The organism is Candidatus Fusobacterium pullicola, assembly GCA_018883725.1.
GTDB lineage: Bacteria > Fusobacteriota > Fusobacteriia > Fusobacteriales > Fusobacteriaceae > Fusobacterium_A > Fusobacterium_A pullicola.
The window spans coordinates 1-26,265 of record JAHLFN010000058.1 but is presented as its reverse complement, the minus strand read 5'-3'; the positions used below and the strand labels follow the sequence as shown (position 1 = coordinate 26,265).

22 protein-coding genes are annotated in these 26,265 nt (G+C 29.9%); 11 read left to right on the top strand and 11 right to left on the bottom strand.

What is annotated here, in order from left to right; genetic code table 11:
• Positions 1-36: 36 nt before the first annotated feature.
• Positions 37-1,257: a diaminopropionate ammonia-lyase gene (gene dpaL, locus IAA47_06100; protein ID MBU3842540.1), complete on the bottom strand. Its 1,221-nt coding sequence runs from the start codon at positions 1,255-1,257 to the stop codon at positions 37-39.
• A 265-nt stretch (positions 1,258-1,522) separates the two neighbouring features.
• On the opposite strand from dpaL, the gene IAA47_06095 reads away from it, so the two are divergent.
• The 4 genes from IAA47_06095 to IAA47_06080 are packed head-to-tail and all read left to right on the top strand — an operon-like array spanning position 1,523 to position 7,234.
• Entirely contained in the window at positions 1,523-1,942 is a 420-nt protein-coding gene (locus IAA47_06095; GenBank protein ID MBU3842539.1) for a MarR family transcriptional regulator, read from the top strand.
• Positions 1,943-1,996: 54 nt separating this feature from the next.
• Positions 1,997-3,724, top strand: coding sequence for an ABC transporter ATP-binding protein/permease (locus IAA47_06090; GenBank protein ID MBU3842538.1), 1,728 nt, complete (start codon positions 1,997-1,999; stop codon positions 3,722-3,724).
• The gene (locus IAA47_06085) at positions 3,724-5,580 is read left to right on the top strand and encodes an ABC transporter ATP-binding protein/permease (protein MBU3842537.1); all 1,857 of its coding nucleotides are present in this window, start codon (positions 3,724-3,726) and stop codon (positions 5,578-5,580) included. Before IAA47_06090 ends, IAA47_06085 begins: the two co-directional genes overlap by 1 nt.
• Before the next feature lie 25 nt (positions 5,581-5,605).
• Entirely contained in the window at positions 5,606-7,234 is a 1,629-nt protein-coding gene (locus IAA47_06080) for an FAD-binding protein (GenBank protein ID MBU3842536.1), read from the top strand.
• A 79-nt stretch (positions 7,235-7,313) separates the two neighbouring features.
• Here the strand turns inward: IAA47_06080 and IAA47_06075 are convergent, their stop codons facing one another.
• Entirely contained in the window at positions 7,314-8,645 is a 1,332-nt protein-coding gene (locus IAA47_06075) for an MATE family efflux transporter (GenBank protein ID MBU3842535.1), read from the bottom strand.
• Positions 8,646-8,828: 183 nt separating this feature from the next.
• On the opposite strand from IAA47_06075, the gene IAA47_06070 reads away from it, so the two are divergent.
• Positions 8,829-9,239, top strand: a complete 411-nt coding sequence (locus IAA47_06070) for a hypothetical protein (GenBank protein ID MBU3842534.1) — start codon at positions 8,829-8,831, stop codon at positions 9,237-9,239.
• Between the two features lie 74 nt (positions 9,240-9,313).
• Here IAA47_06070 and IAA47_06065 read toward each other — a convergent pair whose 3' ends face one another.
• The gene (locus tag IAA47_06065) at positions 9,314-10,741 is read right to left on the bottom strand and encodes a carbon starvation protein A (protein MBU3842533.1); all 1,428 of its coding nucleotides are present in this window, start codon (positions 10,739-10,741) and stop codon (positions 9,314-9,316) included.
• A gap of 198 nt (positions 10,742-10,939) precedes the next feature.
• Between IAA47_06065 and IAA47_06060 the strand changes: the two genes are divergently transcribed.
• The 4 genes from IAA47_06060 (at position 10,940) to IAA47_06045 (ending at position 15,636) form a co-directional block, all read left to right on the top strand.
• A complete protein-coding gene (locus tag IAA47_06060) occupies positions 10,940-12,622 on the top strand; it encodes a histidine kinase (GenBank protein ID MBU3842532.1) in 1,683 nt (560 codons plus the stop codon).
• Positions 12,616-13,338 carry a LytTR family DNA-binding domain-containing protein gene (locus IAA47_06055; GenBank protein ID MBU3842531.1) on the top strand — a complete coding sequence of 241 codons (723 nt, stop codon included), beginning with the start codon at positions 12,616-12,618 and terminating at the stop codon, positions 13,336-13,338. Before IAA47_06060 ends, IAA47_06055 begins: the two co-directional genes overlap by 7 nt.
• Positions 13,339-13,490: 152 nt before the next feature.
• A complete protein-coding gene (locus IAA47_06050; GenBank protein MBU3842530.1) occupies positions 13,491-14,921 on the top strand; it encodes an amino acid permease in 1,431 nt (476 codons plus the stop codon).
• Between the two features lie 64 nt (positions 14,922-14,985).
• The gene (locus tag IAA47_06045) at positions 14,986-15,636 is read left to right on the top strand and encodes a GntR family transcriptional regulator (protein ID MBU3842529.1); all 651 of its coding nucleotides are present in this window, start codon (positions 14,986-14,988) and stop codon (positions 15,634-15,636) included.
• 22 nt (positions 15,637-15,658) lie between these two features.
• On the opposite strand, the gene IAA47_06040 is transcribed toward IAA47_06045, so the two are convergent.
• The 8 genes from IAA47_06040 to IAA47_06005 all read right to left on the bottom strand — a co-directional run bounded on the left by IAA47_06040 (position 15,659) and on the right by IAA47_06005 (position 23,030).
• Entirely contained in the window at positions 15,659-16,969 is a 1,311-nt protein-coding gene (locus IAA47_06040; protein MBU3842528.1) for a sodium:solute symporter family protein, read from the bottom strand.
• A 78-nt stretch (positions 16,970-17,047) separates the two neighbouring features.
• A complete protein-coding gene (gene citF / locus IAA47_06035) occupies positions 17,048-18,598 on the bottom strand; it encodes a citrate lyase subunit alpha (GenBank protein MBU3842527.1) in 1,551 nt (516 codons plus the stop codon).
• 22 nt (positions 18,599-18,620) lie between these two features.
• Entirely contained in the window at positions 18,621-19,502 is an 882-nt protein-coding gene (locus IAA47_06030; GenBank protein ID MBU3842526.1) for a CoA ester lyase, read from the bottom strand.
• A complete protein-coding gene (gene citD, locus IAA47_06025; GenBank protein MBU3842525.1) occupies positions 19,502-19,765 on the bottom strand; it encodes a citrate lyase acyl carrier protein in 264 nt (87 codons plus the stop codon). The genes IAA47_06030 and citD overlap by 1 nt, the downstream gene beginning before the upstream one ends.
• Positions 19,766-19,841: 76 nt before the next feature.
• Positions 19,842-20,951 carry a sodium ion-translocating decarboxylase subunit beta gene (locus IAA47_06020; GenBank protein ID MBU3842524.1) on the bottom strand — a complete coding sequence of 370 codons (1,110 nt, stop codon included), beginning with the start codon at positions 20,949-20,951 and terminating at the stop codon, positions 19,842-19,844.
• Between the two features lie 18 nt (positions 20,952-20,969).
• Entirely contained in the window at positions 20,970-21,317 is a 348-nt protein-coding gene (locus IAA47_06015; protein ID MBU3842523.1) for a biotin/lipoyl-binding protein, read from the bottom strand.
• An 8-nt stretch (positions 21,318-21,325) separates the two neighbouring features.
• Positions 21,326-21,643, bottom strand: a complete 318-nt coding sequence (locus tag IAA47_06010; GenBank protein ID MBU3842522.1) for an OadG family protein — start codon at positions 21,641-21,643, stop codon at positions 21,326-21,328.
• A gap of 13 nt (positions 21,644-21,656) precedes the next feature.
• Entirely contained in the window at positions 21,657-23,030 is a 1,374-nt protein-coding gene (locus IAA47_06005) for an oxaloacetate decarboxylase subunit alpha (GenBank protein MBU3842521.1), read from the bottom strand.
• 368 nt (positions 23,031-23,398) lie between these two features.
• Here IAA47_06005 and IAA47_06000 point away from each other — a divergent pair, with 368 nt between their 5' ends.
• Together IAA47_06000 and IAA47_05995 are read left to right on the top strand one after the other, a co-directional pair.
• Positions 23,399-24,748, top strand: coding sequence for a 2-hydroxycarboxylate transporter family protein (locus IAA47_06000; GenBank protein MBU3842520.1), 1,350 nt, complete (start codon positions 23,399-23,401; stop codon positions 24,746-24,748).
• A 167-nt stretch (positions 24,749-24,915) separates the two neighbouring features.
• Complete coding sequence (locus IAA47_05995; GenBank protein ID MBU3842519.1) at positions 24,916-26,211, top strand: Na+/H+ antiporter NhaC family protein; 1,296 nt, start codon at positions 24,916-24,918, stop codon at positions 26,209-26,211.
• Positions 26,212-26,265: the final 54 nt, after the last annotated feature.

Sequence of the window (26,265 nt, the reverse complement as noted above, 5' to 3'; positions counted from 1 at the left end):
AAAAATAATAATTAAACCATTTAAATTTATTTTCTATTATTTATTTGGATGAGCTCCATTCCATACTACGTTTTTGAATCCTTCTACGTCTGTATCTCCCTCTGTACTGATACATAGGATTCTTGAGTTTTCATCTATTTTTAATGCTTTCATTAATTCTGCATACTCTTCTTTTTTCTCAGATAATACTGTAAATAATCCAAGTCCTACTGCTCCTGATTCTCCAGAAATTACTCTTTGGTCATTTCCTAGAGGTGAAGATAACACTCTCATTCCTCTTGCTGCTATTGAGTCATCACATGATACAGAGAAATCTGAGTTATCTCTTAAGATTTTCCAGCTGATTGTATTTGGTTCTCCACAAGCAAGTCCAGCCATTATTGTTGTTAAATCTCCAGTTACATTATGAGGTTTTCCATCATTAGCTTCCATTGATTTATATATACAGTTAGCTCCGTGTGGTTCACAAATTATTGTTATTGGTCTGTCATCTCCATATAGGTGAGATAAGTATCCTTGAACTGCTCCAGCAAAAGATCCTACTCCAGCTTGTAAGAATACGTGAGTTGGTTTTTCTTCTTTAGCTGCTTCTAATTGTTCAACTATTTCATTGATAATTGTTGAATAACCTTGCATTATCCATAAAGGAATCTCTTCATATCCATCCCATGCAGTATCTTGAACCATTATCCATCCATGCTCTTGTGCACCTTTGTTAGCAAGTCTTACAGCATCATCATAGTTTAAATCAGTTATTGATACATCTGCTCCCTCTCTAGCTATTGCATCAAATCTCATTTGAGCTGATCCTTTTGGCATATATACTACTGATTTTTGTCTTAATTTATTAGCTACCCAAGCTACTCCTCTACCGTGGTTACCATCTGTTGCAGTAACGAATGTTACATCTCCAAGTTGTTTTTTTACTTCATCAGATACAAGTACATTAAATGGTAATTCGCTCATATCTTTTCCTAATTTTTGGCTTAGGTATTTTCCTATTGCATATGAACCTCCAAGTACTTTGAAAGCATTTAATCCAAATCTCTTTGATTCATCTTTTAACCATAATTTTTGTACACCATAGTATTTTGCTAATTCATCTAATTCTACTAATGGAGTTGCTTTATATCCAGGAAGACTCTTATGAAACTCATAAACTTCCTTCATCTCTTTCTCTTCAAATCCTACTAATTTTTCTTTTTGGTAGTTTACATCTCTACTTTTTGTATTGTGTACCCATTTTAATAATTCCACTATTATATCCTCCTTAACATCTTTTATTTCACACTATTTAATATAGCAATTTTTATGCCAATTTAAAAATTTTTTTTATGTTCTTTAATTTAGCATTTTTATATATTTTACAAACAAATTTATACATTAATTTTTACTCACCTATCAAAACGAGAAGAAATTATTATAATGATAATTTGATGTTTTTTACTTGACTTTTAAAATCAATTATTTTAAAATAGTTAGGTAACTAGGTAATTAAAGATAATGGAGGTGGTATATATTAATGAAAGAAAAATATATTGGACGTGAATTAAAAAAACTATCAAATAAAATTCATCGTGAAATAGATAAGTTTGCTTCTAAAAGTGAATTAACTGGTGCTGAAGGAAGAGTCTTACATTTTCTTTTAGGACATGAGGAAAGTCTTTTCCAAAAAGATATTGAAGTTGAACTTGGACTACGTTCGTCTACAGCTACAGAGATATTAAAAAAAATGGAAAAAGATAATCTTATCATTCGAAAGCCAATGCCTAATGATGGAAGATTAAAAAAAATAATTGTTACTGAAAAAGCTAGATTATATAAAGAGATAGTTATAAAAGATTTAAAAAACTTTGAAAAAAAATTAGGGGCTGGACTTACAGAAGAAGAACTCGATCTATTTTTTAAAGTTATTGATAAAATGATAAATAATTTATCATAAATTTTTTTAAAAATACTTAGGAAACTAAGTTATTTATTTTATTAGGAGGAAAATATGATAAACAGATTGATGAAATCAATACGAGAATATAAGAAAGAAGCTCTTTTATCACCTCTTTTTATCAGTTTTGAAGTGTTATTAGAGATTCTAATTCCCTTTTTTATGGCTAAAATAATTGATGTTGGACTTAAAAACAGCGATTTAAAATATACTCTATCTTTAGGAATTATTCTAATTATTGCTGCTATGTTTTCACTACTTTTTGGAGTTTTAGCTGGGCAATTTGCTGCTAAAGCTTCTGCTGGATTTGCTAAAAATTTAAGAAAAGATATTTACTATAAAATTCAGGATTTTTCTTTTCATAATATTGATAAATTTTCTACTGCAAGTTTAGTAACTAGGATGACTACTGATATTACCAATGTTCAAAATGCTTATCAGATGATTATTAGAACATTAGTACGTGCTCCTTTTATGATGATATTTGCCCTTATAATGGTTTTTACAATAAATAGAGAGCTTTTTATGGTATTTTTAATTATAGTACCTATTCTTGGAGCTGGACTTTTTATCATCATATTAAAAGCTCACCCACATTTTGAGAAAGTTTTTCAAATTTATGATAAATTAAATAAAATAGTTCAAGAAAACCTTTCTGGAATTAGAGTAGTTAAATCTTATGTAAGAAATGAGTATGAAAATAAAAAATTTGATGATATCTCTCAAGATGTTTACTTTAGATTTAAAACAGCTGAAAAAATAGTAGCTTGGAATGCTCCACTTATGCAATTTTCAGTCTATACCTCTATCTTGATGATAGCGTGGTTAGCTTCTAGATTAATTGTTTCTAATGTAATGACTACTGGGGAGCTTATGAGTATGATAGTTTATGCTATCCAAATTCTTTCAAGTTTAATGATGATATCTATGGTATTTGTATTAGTCATCATTGCTGAATCTTCTGCTAAAAGAATTGTAGCTGTTTTTAAAGAGGAAAGTGATATTGTTTCTCCTTCAAATCCTTTAAAAGTTGTAACTAATGGAAGTATTGAGTTTGAAAATGTTGATTTTAGCTATCTTGATGATGAAAATAAAAATGTATTAAAAAATATAAATCTATCTATTAAATCTGGAGAAACTATCGGAATTATTGGAGGAACTGGAAGTTCAAAAAGTACTCTAGTACAACTTATTCCTAGACTTTATGATGCTAGTAAAGGGGTTGTTAAGGTAGCTGGAAGAGATGTTAGGGAGTATGATTTAGAAGTTCTTAGAAATAATGTTGCTATGGTATTACAAAAAAATACTTTATTCTCTGGAAGTATAAAAGAAAATCTACGTTGGGGAAATGAGAATGCTACTGATGAAGAGATTATTGAAGCTTGTAAATTAGCTCAAGCTCATGACTTTATATCAAATTTTCCTAATAAATATGATACTCATATAGAGCAAGGTGGAACAAATGTATCTGGGGGACAAAAACAAAGATTATGTATAGCTAGAGCTCTTCTAAAAAAACCAAAAATCCTTATCTTAGATGACTCTACTAGTGCTGTAGATACAAAAACTGATGCTCTTCTGAGAAAAGCTTTCAGTGAATTTATTCCTGAAACTACAAAAATAATAATTGCTCAAAGAATTTCATCTATTGAAGATGCTGATAGAATAATTGTTATAGATAAGGGAGAGATCGTTGGTATTGGAACTTCTCAAGAGCTACTACAAACCAATGACATATATAGAGAGATCTATAATTCTCAAGTAAGAGGAGGTGTAGAATAATGGCAAGAAAAAAAACAGCTTTCAGATTGATGGAGTATGTAGCTAGTGCTTATAAATTTCAATTCATTATAGTTGTTTTAGCTATAGTTATAAGTGCTATGGCTGGAATGGCTGGTCCATTATTTTTATTATTTTTAATAGATGACTATATAACACCTTTAATCGGTAGTCAAAATCCAGATTTTTCTGGATTAGCTAAAGTGGTTTTAAGTTTTGCTAGTGTTTATTCCGTAGGAGTAATCTGTACATATATCTATAACCGTTTGATGGTTAATATTGGACAAGGAGTTTTAAAACGTATTCGTGATGATATGTTTAACCATATGCAAAAACTTCCAATTAGATATTTTGATACCCACTCTCATGGTGAAGTAATGAGTCTTTATACTAATGATACTGACACTTTACGTCAAATGATTACTCAGAGTATCCCACAAACTCTTTCTGCTTTTATTACTATAGTAACTATATTTATTTTGATGGTTGGATTAAATCTTCCTCTTGCTTTTCTTACTGTTTTAATTGTTATATTAATGTTAACAGTAATAAAAAAAATAGGTGGAAAAAGTGGAGCTTACTTTGTTGAACAACAAAAAGAAATAAGTAAAGTAAGTGGATTTATAGAAGAGATGATGGTAGGACAAAAAGTTATAAAAGTTTTCTGTCACGAAGAAAAGAGTAAACAAGACTTTGATATACTAAACGAAAGACTTTTTGAAAGTGCCACTGCTGCCAATAAATATGCAAATATACTGATGCCTATTATGGGAAATATTGGTAATCTACACTATGTACTAACAGTTTTTATAGGAGCTTTACTCGTTGTAACTGGTATTAGTACTATGACACTTGGAACTATTGCAACATTTCTACAATTAACACGTAGCTTTACTCAACCATTTAGTATGATTGCTCAACAAATGAACTTTATAGTTATGGCTTTAGCTGGAGCTGAAAGAATATTTAATATGTTAGATGAAGAAATTGAAGTAGATAACGGTTATGTAACACTTGTAAATGCTAAGAGAGATGAAAATGGAGAGCTTGTTGAATGTAAAGAGTTTACTCAAACATGGGCTTGGAAACATCCACATGGTGATGGAACTACTACATATACTGAACTAAAAGGCGATGTTCGTTTCTTTGATATGACATTTGCTTATAATCCTGATAAGATTATTTTACATAATTTAAATCTATATGCTAAACCTGGGCAAAAAATTGCTTTTGTTGGGTCTACTGGAGCTGGAAAAACAACAATTACAAATCTAATAAATAGATTTTATGATGTAGCTGATGGAAAAATTCGTTATGATGGTATCAATATTAATAAGATTAAGAAAGCTGATTTACGTCGTAGCTTAGGAGTTGTTTTACAAGATACTCACCTATTTACTGGAACAATAATGGAAAATATCCGTTATGGAAAATTGGATGCTACTGATGAAGAGGTTTACCAAGCTGCTAAATTAGCCAATGCTGATCACTTTATAAAACTTTTACCTGATGGATACAACACTGTAATATCTGGAATAGATACAGAGTTATCACAAGGACAGTGCCAACTTCTTGCTATTGCAAGAGCTGCTATAGCTAATCCACCTGTTCTTATCCTCGATGAAGCTACTTCTAGTATTGATACTAGAACAGAATCTATAGTTCAAAAAGGTATGGACGCTCTTATGAAAGGTCGTACAGTATTTGTTATAGCTCATAGATTATCGACAATTAGAAATTCTGATGCTATAATGGTATTAGAACATGGAAGAATCATTGAAAGAGGAACACATGAGGAGTTACTTGAGAAAAAAGGAACTTACTATCAACTTTATACTGGGGCTATAGAGTTAGATTAATTCAATAATTTAAAAGGGTGACTATATGAAGGTAAAAATAAAAAAAGTGTTGGAATGTGAAATTTTAGTTATAGGTACAGGAATAGCTGGACTAGTTGCTACAGAAAGAGCTTTAAAAAATCGAAAAAAAGTATATCTTGTAACTAATAAAAAACTTTGTGGGGGAGCTAGCTACTTCCCCTTAAAAGGTACATTGGGAATTCAAGTTACAAAAGATGAGAGTGATTATGAAAAATACTATGAAGATATAGAAAACATGGGAAAAGGAATGGAAAATCCAGAGCTTATAAAAACCTATATCTCAAATATAAAGAAAAATATCCCTCTGCTCAATAAAATAGGATTTGAACCTTGGCTTCGTAAGGATTCTAGACCAGCTTGTTTTGCTAAATATTCTAGAGATATCTATCTTATCAATAATTGGAAGAAAGCTCAAGCAAAGTGGAGACAAAAAATTAAAAGAAATAATAATCTAAATATTCTAGAAAATTCTAGCTTAGTAAAAATTGTAAGTATAGATAACAAGGTTGTTGGAGCAATTTTTCAAAATAAGCAAAACTTTATCTTTATTAAATCTAGAGTTATTATTTTGGCAACTGGAGGAATAGCTAGCAACTATAAAGATAGCCTATATCCTGAGGGAATTAATGGTATCGGGCATATTGCTGCTCTTGATGCTGGAGCAAGTGTACAAAATATGGAATTTATACAATTCATTCCAGCTTTTTTAAAACCTAAATACAATGTTCTATTTGGTGAACATACCCTTAAATACTGTTCTGGAATGTATAATAAAAATGGAGAGCTTATCTTAACTGGAATAGAGAGTGATTCAACGAAGGATTTATGGATAGAAAGAAGTGGATATGCTCCATTTAGCTTTGATTTTAAAAGTCATTTAATTGATTTAAAGTTTCCTACTGATGGTGCTGCTCTTAAATTTACACAAGAACTTTACAAGGATCAGGAGGAATTCTATACTGTATATCTTAACTGGCTCAAAAATGAGATGGGGATCGATCTATTAAAAGATGAAATTCTAATAAATCATTTTGCTCATAGTTGTAATGGTGGTATAAAAATTAATATTGATGCTAGAACTGAAGTAGAAGGACTTTATGCTGTTGGAGAGGTAGCTTCTATAATTGAGGGAGCTAATAGACTGGGAGGAAACTCTGTGGGAGGTTCTCTTGTCTTTGCAGATAAAGCTGTATCTCACTCTGTAAAATATATAAAAAATAGTAAAAAGATGAAAACTAATATAACAGAGATTGAAAACTCTTTTAATGATTGGATAAAATCTATCTGTAAAGATGATAAAGATGATACTTTAGATAGGAAAAACACTATTAAAAAATTAAAAGAGAGTACCTCTAAAAACTTAGGAATAGTTAGAAGTGAAGCCAAGGTGAATACCCTATTGAGTGATTTGAAATTTATTAGAGAAAATTATAATATTGGTAAAAATATTAAAAATGGTTCTTTAGAGATCTATCTCATGGAAGAGAGTATAAAACTTTTAGCTTTGAGTATATTAGCTCGTACAGAGAGTAGAGGAGCACACTATAGAGAGGATTTTCCAACTACTTCTGATAACTTATTCAAGTTAAAAATAAAGAGAGAAAATAATGAATTTATAATTAAAAAAATTTAAAAAATTTATAATTTATAAAAAAAGTTGATTAGCTTAGCAAAGAAAAAATACTAAGTTAATCAACTTTTTAAAATAAATTTTACACAAAGCTTTTACTTTGCCATTTTTTACTCTTCCATCTTATAAGCATAGCTATTCCTCTACACCACTCATCTGCAGCATTAGCTATCCAAATTCCTACTAATCCCCATCCTAATTTTAATCCAAATATATATGAGAAAGGAACTGCCACTATAAAAATGAATATTATTCCCATAAACATTGGAAACTTTATATCTCCAGCTGCATGAAGAGAGTTGATAATAACGATATTAAAAACTCTTCCTACCTCTAGTAATATCATAAGAGGAAAAACCTTAAGTGAGGCATCTAAAATCTCTACATTATCTGTAAATACTCCCATTATTGGATGTTTACATAAAACTACTCCAGAAGTTACAACAATAGCTAGTACTATTGAGAGTTTAAGACTATTAAAACATCTTCTATATGCTTCATCTTGCTCCTTCGCTCCTACTAATTGCCCTACTTGTATAGCTGTGGCCTGTCCTAATGCTATTGAAAATGTCATTACAAAATTTGCTACTAGCATAAGATAAGTACGTGAAGCTATCATTGTAGTTCCCATTGTATTTACCATTGCCATTATCATAAGTTGCCCTACATTCCAAGCTAAATTTTCTCCAGCTGTTGGAATTCCAATAGAAAGAATATTTTTTATCACATGAAATGGGAAAGGTTTTAAGAATTTTCTTCTAAATTTAAAATTACAGTAATGACTCATCACTATAAATCCAACTATACACCCTATAGCTCTTGATACAACTGTAGATATTCCAACTCCAGTTGGTCCTAAAATCGGTGCTCCAAACCATCCAAATATAAAAACTCCATTTCCAAAAATATTTAATAAATTTACTCCTATATTAACAAATAGCATCTGCTTAGGATTTCCATGACTTTTCATAACTGCTCCACAAGTTAAAGTGACAGCTTGAAATACACATAATCCTCCAACTAATTGGAAATATAGTTTTCCCATACCTATTAATTCAGTAGGTAGATTTATTTTTTCTAGTATAAATCTCCAAAATATAAAATATATTCCCCCCATTACAATTCCCAATAGAAGGTTTACTATCAATGAAACTGTTATTACCTCTTGAACTCTTTTCTTATTTCTCGCTCCTATAAATTGAGCACATAGTATACTTGTTGCAAGATTTATAAATCCAAATATTACGTTTTGAATATTTAAAACTTGACTTATTCCTCCAACTGCTCCTACTGCCTTATCACTATAATAACCTAACATTATTGTATCTACATTTCCCACTATTGTGATAAGTAATAACTCAAAGAATATTGGTATTGTTAATGAAACTAATGACTTTACCTTGATGCTACTCATCTTTCCTCCTAAATATAAATTTTTGTGTCTTCATATTTTATACTTTTTTTTATAAAAAATCTAGTAAATATTTTATATTTTTCTTAACTAATTTTAAGATAAAAAATATTGAAACATAGGTATTTTTCTTCAAATATGTTATAATATATAATGTATATAAATTTTTAAATAAAGGAGTCAATAATGGAGATAATAAGTAAAGATAAACCAAAAGGAAAAGCTTATTCAATCAATAAAAAAATGAAAAAAGCTAAAAGACTAGAGGAAGAAAAAAAATTCAGAAGACTTACTGAAAATAAAAGAAAAAATGCTGAAAATAGAAAGGAAAGAGCTATAGAGAAAGCTGAAGCTCAAAGAGCCTCTGAAGTTATCCTAAAAGGATACTCTAAAGGAATGCTAATTATATCTATAGAAGGAAAGGAAGAGAAAAGAGCACCTCTATTTGATAAGAAAAAAATTACTAAAAAAAATATAGCTGATGAGATCGATAATTTTGAAATTAAATTATATGGAAGTAACTGGAAGCTATCTATTTTAGAAGGATTCTCTGAACTTCGTGAACAACTTATATGGGAGATATCTGAATCCCTTTAAATTATAATCATAAAAAATAATAAAAGAGAAAATGTCTTATATTGTTTATAATACACTTTCTCTTTTTAATTTAATTACTTATTATCTTTTTTTAAAGACTTCATAAAAACTGCTGTACAAATTAGTGATAATACTATTCCAGATATATTTCCTACTAATTCAACTGTACTAGTTGGAACTCCTTTAAAGAATCTTACAAATCCTTCTGGGGCTATTATGATATATGATGTTACCACAACAGTCATAAACATAGCTGGAATAAGAGCAATCTTATAATTTTTACCATTATTTGCAAGATATTTAGTTGCAGCCCATAAAGCTATTGTAGCTAAAGTTTGGTTTGACCAGCTAAAATATCTCCATAGAATATTGAAATCGATAAAACATAATGCAACTCCAACTACGAATAATGGGATAGCTATTACAAATCTATTTAATATTGGTCCTTGCTTATAACCAATTGCATCTGCTATTGTAAGTCTTGCACTTCTAAAAGCTGTATCTCCTGAAGTTATTGGACATGCTACAACTCCTAATATTGCTAAAGCTCCTCCAACTTTTCCTAAAACACTATTTGAGATTCTATTAACAACAACTGCAGCTCCTCCTTGTCCAAGTGCCTCTCCTAGTCCTGGAGTTCCACCAAAGAATGACATTGCTGCTGCTGCCCATATAAGTGCAACTATTCCTTCTGAAATCATAGCTCCATAGAATACTCTTCTTCCTTGTTTTTCATTTCCAAGACATCTTGCCATCATTGGAGATTGAGTAGCATGGAATCCACTAATTGCACCACAAGCTATAGAAATACATAAGTATGGAAATACTGAAACTCCTTGTGGATGATAATTTTTTAATGTTATTTCTGGAATTTCATACCCTTGAACTACTAATCCTATTCCTATTCCAACAGCCATTATTAATAGACAGATTCCAAATATTGGATAAATTTTTCCTATTACTTTATCTATTGGTAATACTGTAGCAACCATATAGTAAACTATTATTATTCCAACAAATGTTAATGTTGGTACAGATTTCACTAAATCATGTAAAATTGCAGCCGGACTTGTTATAAATACAACCCCTACAAGTATTAAAAGTACTACTGAAAATACTCTCATTAGTTGTTTTGCCTTATCTCCTAAATTATCTCCAACTAATTCTGCAACACTAGCTCCATCTTTTCTTAAAGACATCATTCCTATTAAGTAGTCATGAACAGCTCCCGCAAATATACAACCAAATACGATCCATATAAATGCTGCTGGTCCCCACATAGCTCCTGCAACAGCTCCAAATATTGGTCCTGTTCCTGCTATATTTAAGAATTGAATTAAGAAAGTTTTCTTTTCATCCATCTCTACATAGTCTACTCCATCTTGTAATCTTTTTGCTGGAGTAAGAGCATTTTCATCTGGTCCAAATATTCTTTCTACTATTTTTCCATAGATAAAATAACCTAATATTAAGGCTATTATTGAAAGTATAAAACTAATCATAAAACCTATCCTCCTGTTATATTTTTTTACATTTTGAATGTATTTATTTCTATAGTATTATTTTACTATATTTTATATTTTTTTATTCTTTTTTATTCTGAAGTGTATTTTTTTCTACTTAAAATGCAAAATTTCATCCTTGTTTTACTTTTTTCTTTATCAATTTTATGATATAATTCTCAAAATAGAGGTGATTTTATGTTTGAACTAACAAGTAGGCTTTTGAATAATCTTGGATATATAATTGCTTTAGCTTTTTTCTTTACAAAATTTAAAAGAGCTAGAAATATTTTTACTAAAAAAGAGTATACAAAACTTGATATTATTTTATTATCAATATTTTTTTCCTTTCTTTCAATAATAGGAACATATACTGGTATTTATTATAGAGGTGCCATTGTTAACACTAGAAATATTGGAGTAGCAGTTGCTGGAATAATAGGAGGACCTCAAGTTGGAATTATAACTGGTTGTATTGCTGGGATACATAGATTTTTCATTGATACACAGAGTCCAACAACAATTGCTTGTGGTATTTCATCTATTATAGGAGGATTTATTACAACTCTTTTTTTTAGAAAAACCAATGAAAAAAATTGCTATATTTATGGATTCATTAGTGGATTTTTAATTGAAAATTTAAGTATGATTTTAATTCTGATCACTGGTTTTTTCTTATATAATTTTAATATTGCCATAGATATTGTAAAAAATATATATATTCCTATGATCCTTGCCAACGCTTTAGGTGTCTCTATTGTTATTATTATAATAGAAGATCTTATTTCTGAAAAGGAGATTTTAGCTGGAAAACAAGCTAAACTAGCTCTTGAAATAGCTAACAAATCTCTTCCATACATCAGAAAAGGAAATAGTTTAAATGAAGTTTGTAAAATAATTCTTGAAGCTTTGGAAGCCAAAATGGTCATTATTACTGATGATAAAAATATTATAGCTAGCTCAGTCATTTCTGATGAATATGTCTTAAATCATTCTAAGATTAAGAGTAAGGCTACTAAACAAGTTCTAAAAACTGGAGAGTTCCTTATTCTTGGTAAAGATGAAGATGATTTAGTTGATTTTCAATATATTAGTGAAAATATTAAATCTTGCATTATCCTTCCTCTTTTTCAGGAGGAAAGAAAAATATCAGGAACTTTAAAATTATACTTTGATACTACTAAAAGTGCTACAGCTAGAAAACAATATTTGGCCGAAGGACTTTCTATGCTTATTTCTACTCAGATTGAACTTAGTAACATAGAAAACTTTAAATCTATGGCTAAAGAAGCTGAACTAAAAGCTCTTCAAACACAGATAAATCCACATTTTTTATTTAATGCTCTTCATACTATATCTTCTTTTGTAAGGATAGAGCCAAATAAGGCAAGGGAGATAATTATAAATCTTTCTACATATTTGAGATATAATCTTGAAAATTTCTCTAAACTTCTTCCTCTACATGAAGAATTACAGCAAGTTGAAGCATATATAAATATAGAAAAAGCAAGGTTTGGGAATAAAATAAAAACTATTTACAATATCCCTGAATCTTCTCTCACTCTCCAACTTCCAAGTCTTATAATTCAACCTCTTGTTGAAAATAGTATAAAACATGGTATTCTAAAAAGAAGAGAAGGAGGAACTGTAACTATATCTGTTATTGAAAAAGACAAAAGTTATAATATAATTATAGAAGATGATGGAATTGGAATAGACCAAAGTATTATAGATGGTATTGATGATAAGATAGAAAAAAATATAGGCTTAAAAAATGTTCATAACCGTTTAAAAATTCTTTATGGAAAGGGTTTAAATATAGAGAAACTTGAAAAAGGAACAAGGATATCTTTCAATATTAACAAGGAGGAAAAATGTTAAGATGTGTAATTATAGAGGATGAATTTCCTGCTAGAGAGGAACTAAAATATTTTCTTTCAAAGCACAAGGGAATTACGTTAGAAAAAGAATTTGAAAATCCAGTAGATTCATTAAAATATCTTCAAGAACATGAGGTTGATGTCGTTTTTTTAGATATAAATATGCCTGAGTTGGATGGTATGAGCTTAGGAAAAATTCTAATAAAATTAAATCCTAATTTAAAAATAATATTTATCACAGCATATAGAGATTATGCTGCTGAAGCCTTTGAAATAAAAGCTTTTGATTATCTTTTAAAACCATACTCTGAAAAGAGAATAATGGAAGTTTTAAATAACCTAAGTTCATCAAAAGAAACTCTTCAAGTGAAAGAGGTAGAAAAAATTAATAAGGTTACTGTATTCTCTAGTGAAAAAATGTTAGTTATTTCTCTTGATGAAATTTACTGTATTGAGGTAGCAGAAAAAGAGAGTATAGTATATGTCAAAGATGAAATCTATACCTCGAAATTAAAAATATCTAAATGGGAGGAAATTTTACCCAAAAATAAATTTTATAGAACTCATCGCTCCTATATTGTCAATTTAGATAAAATTAAAGAGGTTGAGCCTTGGTTTAATGGAACGTACATTTTAAAAATACAGGATTTAAAATTTAAAGTTCCAGTAAGTAGAAACAATATCAAAGAGTTTAAAGAGCTCTTAGTTATTAAATAAGTACAATATTATTTTACTATATTATCAAAAGTGTAATTTTTCTATTACTTTTATATTTTTTTAAAAATTTTTTCAAAAAATTATAATTTTTTTCCTATTTTTATGGTATAATTTCAAGTGATTGCAATTTTTAAAAAAGGAGAACAAAACCGATGGAAACAAAAAAACTTAATTGGCGTACATTGGCAATGATGGGATTCACTGTAGTTTGGGGATTCGGAAATGTTGTTAATAACTATGCTAACCAAGGATTAACAGTTGTTGTATCTTGGCTGTTAATACTTACTTTCTATTTCTTACCATATGCTTTAATGGTTGGAGAAATGGGATCTGTATTTGAAAATAAAGGTGGAGGAGTATCAAGCTGGATTGGATCTACTTATAGCCCATTAATAGCTTATTTAGCTGGTTGGACTTACTGGGTAGTACATATACCTTATCTTGCTCAAAAACCTCAAAGTGCACTAGTTGCATTAAGTTGGGTTTTCTTCCAAAATGGAAATATGATTAAAAGCTTCAATCCTTTAATCTTACAAAGTATTGTACTTGTTATCTTTTTATTTTTCTTATGGCTATCAGCTAAAGGAATTAACTCTTTGAAAAAAATAGGAGCTCTTGCTGGAACATCTATGTTTTTCATGGGAATACTTTACATTCTTTTAACTGTTGCAGCACCTTCAATTGTAGGAGCTACTTCTGCTACTACTGATTGGAGTTTAGCTACTTTTATGCCTAAATTTGATTTTACATACTTTACTACAATATCTATGCTTGTATTTGCAGTAGGTGGATGTGAGAAGATATCTCCATATGTTAAAGATGTTGAAAATCCAAGTAAAAACTTCCCTAAAGGAATGATCATACTTGCTGCTTCTGTTGGAATGTCAGCTCTACTTGGATCTCTTGCTATGGGTATTATGTTCAACAGTGGAAATATTCCTGCTGACCTTAAGATGAATGGGCAATACTATGCTTTCAAACTTTTAGGAGAGTACTATGGAGTAGGAAATCTTCTAATGATTCTGTATGCAGTAGCTAACACATTAGGACAAATATCTGCTCTTATGTTCTCAATAGATGCTCCACTAAAAATGTTAATTGGAGAGGGAGACAGAAACTTCATTCCTCAATCATTTACTAAAACTAATGAGTATGGAGCTCCTATAAACGGGTATAAATTAACTGCTATCTTAGTTGGAATCTTAATTATAATACCTGCACTTGGTATTGGAGATATGAATAATCTATATAACTGGTTACTAGATCTTAACTCTATAGTTATGCCATTAAGATACCTATGGGTATTCCTAGCTTATATAGGGCTTAGAGGATTTATTAGAAATAAAGGACTTATGGAAAAAGCTACATTCAAATTTATAGCTAGCGACAAAGTTGCTACTTTAGTTGGAGCTTGGTGTTTTGCATTTACTTCCTTTGCTTGTTTAATGGGTATCTTCCCTAAAAACCTTGAGGCATTCAGCTCAGAATGGATTTTCCAAATCAGTTTAAATATCTTAACTCCTATAGTTCTTATTGGATTAGGATTTATATTCCCTAGAATAGCTAGACAACAAAATAGATAGGTTTGACTTTTCTCCTTAAATGTTGTATTATGTATACATAGTACAATATTTAAGGAGATTTTTTATGGTAATTGAAAAAAATAAATCTATGAGAGAAAAAGTTTACGATTCTTTAAAAGAGATGATAATAGATGGTATTATTCAACCAGGTGAAAGAATTATAGAAACTGAATATTCTAATAAATTTCAAATAAGTAGAACTCCTATTAGAGAAGCTATTAGAATGCTTGAATTAGAAGGTCTTGTTGAAAGCTTATCAACTGGCGGTGTTATTGTAAAAATTTTTACCAAAGAAGAAATTTCAGAAATTTATAAAATAAGAATAGCACTAGAGGGAATTATTCTAGAAGAGATTATAAAAAAAGGAACCTCTCAAGATATAAAAAAACTTGAAAAAGTCCTAAAAAATACTAAAAAAGCTTTTGAACTAAAAAATATCGAAAAGGTTTTTTCGCTATTCACAGAATTTAATCAAACTCTTTATGAAATTGCCGATCTGCCTAAAGTTACTGCTATGATCAATAATATAAACCTTTATTTAAAAAGATTTAGAAAAATATCTATTGATAATGCTGAAAGAAAAAAAGAAGCTTTTAAAGATCACTTAGAGATATTAGAAGCAATAAAAAGAAAGGATCTTCCTTTTGCTATAAATTTAAATAGAGTTCATTTAGAAAAATCTATGAATTTTATACTTTCTAAATATTCTATCTAGAGAAATAACTACTCATTTTATTTTAATGAGTAGTTATTTTTTTCCCAATCAATAATATTCCGAAATTTAAAATAAAACTAAAAATTAAAATATAATTCCCCTTATCTCCACCTATAATTTTTCCTATAAAGGCTAACATTCCTCCAATTATTATAGCTGTTATCACTATCTCTTTCTTACTTCTAAATCCTAAAATTCCTAATATAGCTGGAACAATAAATGCTCCTGAATATATTGCGATTGCTAGTAACAAACTACCTAATATACTTTTAAAATATAACGCTATCCCTATCGATATTATTCCTAAAAATATAATCATGTATCTTGTTACTAACACGGATCTTTCATTTTTTAAATTTTTGAAAAAACACTGAGTAAATAAAGAAGAGGCAGTTAACAAAGTAGTATCTGCAGAAGATATCACGGCTGATAATAAGCCAAAATAAAGAAAAGTTGAAGTTATTCTATTTAATTTTCTTTCTGCTATAAGTAGTAATACAGATTTTAATCCTGTATGTGTTTCATTTAAAACTTCTCTTCCATAAATTCCAATTCCAGACAAAATAAAAGCCATTGGTACTAAAATAGCTACTGTTATAATCAAAGCTTTTTTCATAACTATTATATCTTTTGCACAAAATAATCTAGAATATATATCCGGTCCTACTAGACAAGTAGTAGAATATGTTAATATCAAAACCATTACATCTAAATAATTAAATTTTTCATTTACTATTCCTAATCCTTCTATATCTTTTATATTTTCTCCAATATAGAAAAAAGTTCCCAAAACACCTGCTAAAATAAATAGCAATTGAAAAAAATCTGTCTTTATAATAGAGAGCTGCCCTCCCAAAAAAGTATAAATTATAAAAACTCCTCCACTTAGAATAACTGCTTCTATATAATTTATTGAACTTAGAATCATCACTATTTTGGCTGCTCCAATAATTTGAGATGATACAACTCCTAACCAAGCAATAGGAATTACAAATGAAGCTAAAATTTGAACCTCTATTCCATAAATATCTCCTAATAATTCTGATAAATTATAATTTTGAAATTTAGCTATATATTTTAAAAAGGGATAAAGTAACATCAATCCCAAAGCTGCAGTCAAAAGTAACCAACTTCCAGCCCAACCAATTTCATAGGCAGAATCTACACTTCCTAATATTGCTGAACTCCCTAATATTGTTGCTAATAGACTTCCTGCTATTTCCAGACTATTTCCATTTTTCCCAGCTATAAAAAAATCTTTATGTCCATTTATTTTTTGATATGAAATTCCACCTATTACTAAAATCAAAATAAAATATAAAAATACTAACATATTTTCTCCCATTCATATGATAAAAGGGGCAGTTACAAAATGTAACAGCCCCCTTATCTCACAATTAAAAATTAATTTCTATTTAACTTGTTTTATTACATCTATTACTGTTCCATCTCTATATTCTATAACAGCAACTATAGTATCTTGATATGAAGTTTTTTCTGGTACACCAGTTAATTTTTCAACTTCCTCTTTTAACTCTTCTATTGTTTTTAATTTTATTCCAGCTAACTCCATCGCTTCTATTAAATCTTTTCTTCTAGGATTTACACATATTCCTCTTTCGGTTACTAATACATCTATTGTTTCTCCTGGAGTTACCACATTTGTTACTCTATCTATAATTATTGGTATTCTTTTTCTCATAGTAGGAGCAACAACAACTGTTAATTTAGCTCCTGCTGCAGTATCTGGGGCTCCACCTATAGCTCCCATAATCATTCCTGTTGATCCCGTTAAAGAGTTTATATTGTAATCTGTATCTATTTCTGTTGCTGAAAGTATCATTACATCTAATTGATGTGCACTACATCCCTTATTATGAGGATTAGCATACATTGAAGCTGACATTTCAATATGAGCAGGATTTTTTACCAATGAATCGGCTGTAGCACTATCAAAACTTTGAGTATCTAATAAAGCTTCAAAATATCCTTCCTCTAATAACTCTACCATTGTTGAAGTTATTCCTCCAGCTCCAAACGAACCTTTTATATTATTTTTTTTCATATACTCTTTTAAATATTTGCATACAGCCAAAGAAGATCCTCCAGATCCTGCTTGGAATGAAAAACCATTTTTTATATAACCAGAAGCTATTAAAACATCAGAAGCTTTTTCAGCAATTAATAACTCTTGTGGATTTTTAGTCATTCTGGTAGCTCCAGTTGCTATTAATTCTGGATCTCCGATTGATTCTACTTCAACTACATAATCAACTTGTGTCATTGGAATACTAATTCTTTTTAATGGAAATGGCATTAAATTATCTGTTATTGCCACTACTTTATCTGCATATTGAGCATCTACCATAGGATATCCCATAGCCCCAAAAGCTGCCTTTCCTTCTGCTCCATTCATATTTCCCATTCTATCACATGCTGGTGCTGCTATAAAAGCTACATCTATTTTTAACTCTCCAGCTTCAATTGCTCTAGCTCTTCCTCCATGAGTTCTAAATATAATAGGCTTTCCTAAAATATTATTTTTAGAAATCTCTTTTGCTATTTCCCCTCTTAATCCTGAAGTTGTTATTCCTGTTACAATCTCACTTCTGATATGCTCAATTAATGGCTCATGTGCTGTTGTTAAAGATGAACAAGCTAAATTAATATTTTTTATTCCTAAAGCAGCTATTTCATCCATTACCATATTAAGTACATAGTCTCCATTTCTTAAATGATGGTGAAAAGAGATAGTCATTCCATCTTTAAGCTCACATTTCTCAATAGCTTCTCTAATTGAAGATAATAATTTTGAATCTCCAGGTTTTGAAAAAGATTTTAATGGAGCATATTTTCTTCCAACTGGTTTTGTAGCATAAGGTCCTTCATAAGGCTTTACCTCTCCATATCCTTCTATATAACTAGGTATTTCTCTATTTACTTTATTTATCATAGTCTTTATTTCCACCTTATTCTCCTCCTAACTACTTTATCATTCCTGCACTCTTAGCTAATCTTACAACTTTTTCAGCTTTTGCTATAACTGGAATATCTACCATTTTCCCATTAACAGTTATTACTCCACCCTTACTTATATCTGCAGCTTCTGCAGCTTTTACAATTTCTAATGACTTTTCTAATTCTTCTTTAGAAGGAGTAAAAATTTCATGTACTATTTTTACTTGAGAAGGATGTATACATGATTTACCTGCAAACCCCATATTTAAAGATGTTTTTACCTCTTCTCTAAATCCTTCTTCATCATCTAAATCTGCCCATACTGTATCTATAGCATCAACTCCAGCTATTGCAGCTGCCATCACTACCATACTTCTTGCCATGAAAATCTCTTTTCCCTCTTTTGTTCTCTCAGCTCCAAGAGTTCTTGTAAAATCTTCAGCACCAAATGATATTGATACTACTCTTGGTGAAGCAGTAGCTATACTAACTGCATTCATTATTGCTAATGGTGTTTCTAATGAACATTGTATTTTACAACTTCCTATTTCTATTCCATGTTCTTTTTCTACTTCAGTTAGTAATTCATCTAACTCTTTTACTTGCTCTGGTTTTTCACACATAGCCAATCTCATTTTTCTAAGTCCTGCTGGTACTAATACTCTTACATCATCTTTTCCAAACTCTGTACTTAAAGGATTAATTCTAGCAAAAATCTCTGTATCTCCATAATCTACTACTTTTAAAGCTTCTGCTAGTAGATCTCTTGCAGCATCTTTCTCAGCATATTTTACAGCATCTTCTAAGTCAAATAAAACACAATCTGGTCCATAAAGATGAGCTGTTACTAACATCTTAGGATTATTTGCTGGTGCAAACATCATAGTTCTTCTTGCTCTTTTTTCCATTATTTAACCTCCCCTGCCATTGCTCTTCTTACTGCAGTTCTTGTTCTTCCTTTTATTACAAAGTCAAGAGCTCCAAAATCTTGAACTAAAACTTTTGCATTTTCTACTTTCATATCTTCAAGAACTTCTCTTACTGCTTTTTCCATCAATTTTCCAAACATTTTTTTTAACTTTGACTCTATTACTATTTCAATACCTGTATTATTTAAATCTACAGTTACAATAACATCAGAGTCTTTTTCATTACCACAAACTCCTATCATTTTCATTTCTCCTTATCATCAAACTTTTTATCTATTTTATCTTAAAATCAATTTAAATTCCACTTTAAAATTTTATCTAGAATACATTTAATAATATTCCAGCTGCAACTGCTGACCCTATTACTCCTGCTACATTTGGTCCCATAGCATGCATCAATAAGAAATTTGAAGGATTTTCTTCCTGTCCAACTTTTTGTACTACTCTTGCTGCCATAGGTACCGCTGATACTCCTGCTGCTCCTATCATTGGATTTATTTTACCACCTGATAATTTACACATTATCTTTCCAAATAATACCCCCCCAGCTGTTCCTACAGAGAATGCTATTAATCCTAATACTATTATTTTTAAAGTTTGTGGATTTAAAAAAGCTTCCGCATTCGCTTTTGCTCCTACTGTTAAACCTAGTATTATTGTTATCATATACATCATTGTATTTGTAGCTGTATCTGCTAATTTGGGAACTACTCCAGATTCTTTAATTAAATTTCCAAACATCAACATTCCTATCAATGATGCAGCACTCGGTAATAATAAAGAAACTAAAACCATTACAATTATTGGAAAAACAATTTTTTCATTTTTTGTTACTACCCTTGCTTGTTCCATCTTTATCTTTCTTTCTTCTTTAGTTGTAAGCAATCTTATTATTGGTGGTTGTATTATTGGAACTAATGCCATATAAGAGTATGCTGCTAAAGCTATTGGTCCTAATAGGTTTGGTGCTAATTGAGAAGTTAAATAAATAGCTGTTGGTCCATCTGCTCCCCCTATTATTCCTATTGATGCCGCTTCTGGCCCTGTAAAACCTAATGCTATTGCTCCTAAAAATGAAAAGAATATTCCTAATTGTGCTGCTGCACCTAACAATATACTTTTTGGATTTGCTATCAATGGTCCAAAATCTGTTCCAGCTCCTACACATAAAAATATCAATGGTGGATATATTCCTAGCTCTGTTCCTTTATATAAGTAATAAATTAATCCCCCTTTATCCATTAATTCTGCTAAAGGTAAATTTACTAGTAACATTCCTGTTGCTATTGGTATTAATAGATATGGTTCATACCCCTTTTTTATTGCTAAATATAGAAATGCACAAGATATCATTATCATTATTATCTCTTTATAAGTCAAAGCTGAAAAACCCGTGCTTCCTATAAAATCTATCAATATATTAAGCATTTTTTTCCTCCTCTTTTATTATAAAGTTATTATTGCATCTCCTAATTCTACTTGTGATCCTTTAGAAACATTAATAGCTGATACTACTCCTGCTTTTGAAGAAAATATCTCTGTTTCCATTTTCATAGCTTCTAAAACTGCTACTAAATCTCCGTCTTTTACTGTATCTCCTACTTTTACTTTAATATCAACTATTACACCTGGCATTGGTGCTTCTATTTTTTCTCCACTTGTTGCTACCGGAATTGTTGGAGCTACTTTTACCTCTTTTGTTTCAGTTACTATTTTTCCCTCTACTGTTTTTACTTCTTCTAATTCTACCTCATATACTTTCCCGTTGACTTTTACTTTATATATCTTTTTCATTTCTCCTCCTATATCTGTCTTATTTTAACAATTTTAAAATTATTTACTTTATTTTCTCCTGCAGCTTCCATAGAAGCAACCATTGCGGCCACTAGCATATCTTGATCCTTTTCCAGCTCTTCAAAACTTATTCCCTTTGAGTTTACAACTTCTTTAACTGGTATAGAAACTTTTTTTTCTATAATTTCCTTTATCTCTTTACTTTCTTTAAATACTAATCTAAAAGCACTTAATACTAATGAAATAGCATATAGTAATCCAAATACTATTAACATTGATATTATTGAAAGTTGAAGCCCTTGGAAAAAACTCATATTTATATCCACTACTCTTCCTCCTCTATACAAATAAATTTATTTCATACTCTTCTACTTGAGGTTTATCTCTATTTTCTAAAAATTTCTTAGCATTTTCAGGAAATAATGCATACATCAACACATCTTCTGTTGTTTTAGCAAGTCCTTTTATCTCAGCTGTTAATTTTTCCATTTCTGGAGCTATTAAATCAGCAGGTCTACATTTTAATGGTTCTTTATCTCCTATTATTTTCTTTTGAATTTCTAAATCTATTGGTGCTGGAGACTTTCCATATAATCCAGATACATAGTCTCTTATTTCCTTTGGTACTACCTTATATCTTTCTCCTAAAAGTACATTAAATACAGCTTGCGTCCCTACCATCTGTGATAATGGTGTAACTAATGGTGGATAACCTAAATCTTTTCTTACTCTAGGAATTTCTCTTAAAACATCTTCATATTTATCTAAAGCTTTTTGCTGTTCTAGTTGAGACATTAAATTTGATAACATTCCACCTGGTACTTGATAAGCTAATGTTTTAGGTTCTGTATCCATAACTTTTGGATTTAATATTCCTTCAATTCTATATTTTTCTTTTATAGGTTTAAAATAGTCTGCTATCTCTCCTAATAGTTCTAAATTAAGTTTTGGATCTCTCTCTGTTCCTTTTAATAATTGTGCAAAGACTTCAGTTGCTGGTTGACTTGTTCCTCCTGAAAAAGGTGAGATTGCTGTATCTATTATATCAACACCAGCTTCTATTGCTTTCATATACAAAATTTCAGCTATTCCTCCTGTACAGTGAGTATGCAATTCAATTGGTAACTTTGTCACATTTTTTATTCTTTTTATTAATTCAGCACCAGTTTCTGGAAGCAATATCCCAGCCATATCTTTAATACAAACAGAATCTACTTCCATTTTTTCTAATTCTAAAACTTTTTTTACATAATAATCTATTGTATGTACGTCACTTGTTGTATAAGCTATACATCCTTGACAATGCCCTTTATATTTTTTCACAGCTTTAATTGTAGCTTCTAAATTTCTATAGTCATTTAATGCATCAAAAGCTCTTATTATGTCAATTCCATTCTCAATAGATTTCTTTACAAATTCTTCCACTACATCATCAGCATAGTGTTTATATCCTAATAAGTTCTGCCCTCTTATTAACATTTGTAGTTTTGTTTTTTTTACCCTAGCTCTTATCGCTCTCAATCTTTCCCAAGGATCTTCATTTAAAAATCTAATACATGCATCAAATGTTGCCCCTCCCCAAACCTCTAATGAATAATATCCTACATTATCCATTTTTTCTAAAATAGGAAGTATTTCTTCAGTTTTTAGTCTTGTAGCTATTAAAGACTGATGCCCATCTCTTAGCGAAGTCTCTGTTATCTTTAACTTCATCTATTTCCTCCTTTAATTCTTTAAATTCTTTTAATTTAAATATTTATTGACTTTTAAATTACATTATATTTTTATTATTGTATATTGTATACAATTATAATAATATGATTATATTACATATATTTTTATTTGTCAATATCTTTTGTTTTCTCTTTTTACGTTGTATTAATATTATATTAGATCAATAGGGTTGCATATAAAACAAAAAAACATTGACTTTTAACAAAAATAATGTATACTGTATAATAAGATATATTTTTGTATACAGAGTACTATATCTATATAATAACTTGGCATATTACCATATGCAAATTTATTCCCAAAATCTCAACGGGATAAAACTATTTTATTTAAAAAGGAGTGTTTCTATGGCTAAGAAAAATTTTTCTGAACTTTTTAGTCTTAAAGAGAGTAAATGGAGTGGTCTTTCTTTACCAATATTTTCTTTTTTACTATTAGTAGTAATTTTCTCGGTTTACTGTCCATTTGGTGGTAAAACTTCTGCTTTTATTAGACCAAATTTTTTAATTATTTTTACTGTATTAGCAGTATTTGGTATATTATTTGGTGAAATAGGAGATAGAATTCCGTTTTGGAATGATTATATCGGTGGTGGTACCGTACTTGTATTCCTTATGTCAGCTATAATGGGAACATATAAATTAGTACCTGAACCTGTTTTAAAATCTATTGCTACATTTTATGACAAACAACCTGTTAATTTTCTAGAGCTTTTTATTCCAGCATTAGTTGTAGGTTCTGTTTTAACTGTTAATAGAAATGTTTTATTTAAAGCAATCTCTGGATATATTCCACTCATTATAATCGGAGTTATAGGGGCTAGTGTTTGTGGAATTTTAGCTGGTTTAATTTTTGGTATTAAACCTCTTGATGTCATGATGAATTACGTTCTTCCTATAATGGGTGGTGGAACTGGAGCTGGAGCAATTCCAATGTCTGAAATGTGGGCTCAAAAAACTGGTAGACCAGCTAGTGAATGGTTTGCTTTTGCAATTTCTATTCTTACAGTTGCCAATGTAATTGCTATCTTAACAGGTGCCTTACTTAATAAATTAGGATCTAAATATCAAAAACTTACTGGAAATGGAAATTTAATTATTGAAGAGGGGAAAGAAGTAGTTAAAGATGAAGAAATTAAATTAGAAGTTAGTCAAAAAGAATTTGCTGCTGCTTTAATATTTACTGGAGTTATATTTATGATTTCTCATATTTCAGCAATGCTTTGGAGCTCTTTAAGTTTATCTTTTGAAATGCATAGACTTGCTTTTCTTGTTATATATTGTATTATTCTTAATATGTTAAACATTGTTCCTCCTACATTAAAAGCTGGAGCTAAAAATATGCAAACATTCTTCTCAAAATATACTATTTGGGTTTTAATGGGAGCAGTAGGATTTGGTACTGATGTTCAAGAGATTATTAATTCTATTACTTTCGGTAATCTTGTTATTGCTTTAGCCATTGTCTTTGGTGCTGTTGGATTTATTATGGTAGTTTCTAAAAAAATGAAGTTCTATCCAATCGAAGCTGCTATAACAGCTGGACTTTGTATGGCTAATAGGGGTGGTTCTGGAGATGTTGCTGTATTAGGAGCTGCTCATAGAATGGATTTAATGTCTTTTGCTCAAATCTCTTCTAGAGTTGGAGGAGCTATGATGCTTATACTTGGATCTTTTATATTCGGATTATTTGCTTAATTTAAATAGAAGCCTTTTCTATACTAATCTAGAGACTGATTATTTTTCAGTCTCTTTTTTATATAATCTTGAAATAAATTTTCAAACAATTGTTGTATTTTTTTGGATTTAATGATAAACTGAAGAGTAAATTTTATTTTAAAATTTTTCTTGGGAGGTTTAGTTTAATGATACATAATGAAAGAAGTAGTTTTATTGGATTGATTCCATTACTAATATTTGTACTTTTTTACTTGGGGGTAGGTATATTTTTACAAATTCAAGGGGTTTCAATGGCCTTTTATCAACTTCCTTCACCTATTGCTGTATCTATAGGTATTATTTCTGCGTTTATTCTTTTTAAAGGAAGTATAAAAGAAAAGTTTCATGTATTCTTAGAGGGGTGTGGGCATCAAGATATTATAACTATGTGTATAATCTATCTTTTGGCTGGTGCCTTTGCCAGTGTAGCTAAAACTATGGGTGGAGTTGATTCTACAGTGAATCTAGCTCTATCATACATCCCAGTTAAGTTCTTAGTTCCTAGTATTTTCATAGTAGCCTCTTTTATCTCAACAGCTACAGGAACTTCTGTTGGTTCTATTGTCTCTATAGCTCCTATTGCTGTAGGACTAGCTGAAAAGAGTGGTGTTTCACTACCTCTTATGCTTGCAGCTGTTATGGGAGGAGCTATGTTTGGAGATAACCTTTCTATTATCTCTAATACTACAATAGCTGCTACTCGTACTCAAGGGGTAGAGATGAAAGATAAATTCAAAGTTAATTCCTATATAGCTGTTCCTGCCGCTATTACAACAATTATACTTTTACTTATTTTTGGAACTTCTAAAGTTGTTACTCATATGGAAGTTTTAAATTATAGTCTTTTGAAAATTTTACCATACATAAGCGTTTTAATTATGGCTGTTAGTGGTTTAAATGTTTTTATAGTTCTTACATTTGGAATTATTGTTGCTGGCTTGATAGGAGTTATATATGGAGATTTCACACTTCTTTCACTTTCAAAGGAGATTTACAATGGTTTTTTAGGAATGAATGAGATTTTTTTACTTTCTCTTCTTTCTGGAGGACTTGCTGCTATGACAACAAAAGCTGGAGGTATACAATGGTTAATTGAGCATATTCAAAAATTAATCATTGGTAAAAAAACTGCCAAATTAGGAATAGGACTTCTTGTATCTGTAACAGATATGGCTGTAGCAAACAATACAGTAGCTATTATTATTAATGGTTCCATTGCAAAAAATATCTCTAAAAAATATGATATAGATCCTAAAGAGAGTGCAGCTATTTTAGATATATTTTCATGTATTTTTCAAGGATTACTTCCATATGGAGCTCAAATGTTGATACTTTTAAATTTTGCTAATGAACAGGTATCTCCTTTTGATCTGATTCCTCTACTTTGGTATCAATTACTACTTTTAATATTTACTTTAGTTTTTATTAGAATTAAAAAATAGAAAATAGGGAGTCTTCAACAAAAGTTGAAAGCTCCCTATTTTAATTAATTTCTA

Bases quoted from the DNA above. Each gene is read 5' to 3' on its own strand.
- citD (MBU3842525.1), bottom strand. From the start codon at position 19,765: ATGATAGGAGTTTGTGGTAATGAAAAAGACTCTGATGTTATTGTAACT.
- IAA47_06005 (MBU3842521.1), bottom strand. From the start codon at position 23,030: ATGAAGTTAAAGATAACAGAGACTTCGCTAAGAGATGGGCATCAGTCT.
- IAA47_06090 (MBU3842538.1), top strand. From the start codon at position 1,997: ATGATAAACAGATTGATGAAATCAATACGAGAATATAAGAAAGAAGCT.
- IAA47_05995 (MBU3842519.1), top strand. From the start codon at position 24,916: ATGATACATAATGAAAGAAGTAGTTTTATTGGATTGATTCCATTACTA.
- IAA47_06095 (MBU3842539.1), top strand. From the start codon at position 1,523: ATGAAAGAAAAATATATTGGACGTGAATTAAAAAAACTATCAAATAAA.
- IAA47_06015 (MBU3842523.1), bottom strand. From the start codon at position 21,317: ATGAAAAAGATATATAAAGTAAAAGTCAACGGGAAAGTATATGAGGTA.
- IAA47_06030 (MBU3842526.1), bottom strand. From the start codon at position 19,502: ATGGAAAAAAGAGCAAGAAGAACTATGATGTTTGCACCAGCAAATAAT.
- IAA47_06065 (MBU3842533.1), bottom strand. From the start codon at position 10,741: ATGATTAGTTTTATACTTTCAATAATAGCCTTAATATTAGGTTATTTT.
- IAA47_06050 (MBU3842530.1), top strand. From the start codon at position 13,491: ATGGAAACAAAAAAACTTAATTGGCGTACATTGGCAATGATGGGATTC.
- IAA47_06060 (MBU3842532.1), top strand. From the start codon at position 10,940: ATGTTTGAACTAACAAGTAGGCTTTTGAATAATCTTGGATATATAATT.
- IAA47_06080 (MBU3842536.1), top strand. From the start codon at position 5,606: ATGAAGGTAAAAATAAAAAAAGTGTTGGAATGTGAAATTTTAGTTATA.
- IAA47_06045 (MBU3842529.1), top strand. From the start codon at position 14,986: ATGGTAATTGAAAAAAATAAATCTATGAGAGAAAAAGTTTACGATTCT.
- IAA47_06075 (MBU3842535.1), bottom strand. From the start codon at position 8,645: ATGAGTAGCATCAAGGTAAAGTCATTAGTTTCATTAACAATACCAATA.
- IAA47_06000 (MBU3842520.1), top strand. From the start codon at position 23,399: ATGGCTAAGAAAAATTTTTCTGAACTTTTTAGTCTTAAAGAGAGTAAA.
- IAA47_06085 (MBU3842537.1), top strand. From the start codon at position 3,724: ATGGCAAGAAAAAAAACAGCTTTCAGATTGATGGAGTATGTAGCTAGT.
- IAA47_06020 (MBU3842524.1), bottom strand. From the start codon at position 20,951: ATGCTTAATATATTGATAGATTTTATAGGAAGCACGGGTTTTTCAGCT.
- IAA47_06040 (MBU3842528.1), bottom strand. From the start codon at position 16,969: ATGTTAGTATTTTTATATTTTATTTTGATTTTAGTAATAGGTGGAATT.
- IAA47_06070 (MBU3842534.1), top strand. From the start codon at position 8,829: ATGGAGATAATAAGTAAAGATAAACCAAAAGGAAAAGCTTATTCAATC.
- IAA47_06055 (MBU3842531.1), top strand. From the start codon at position 12,616: ATGTTAAGATGTGTAATTATAGAGGATGAATTTCCTGCTAGAGAGGAA.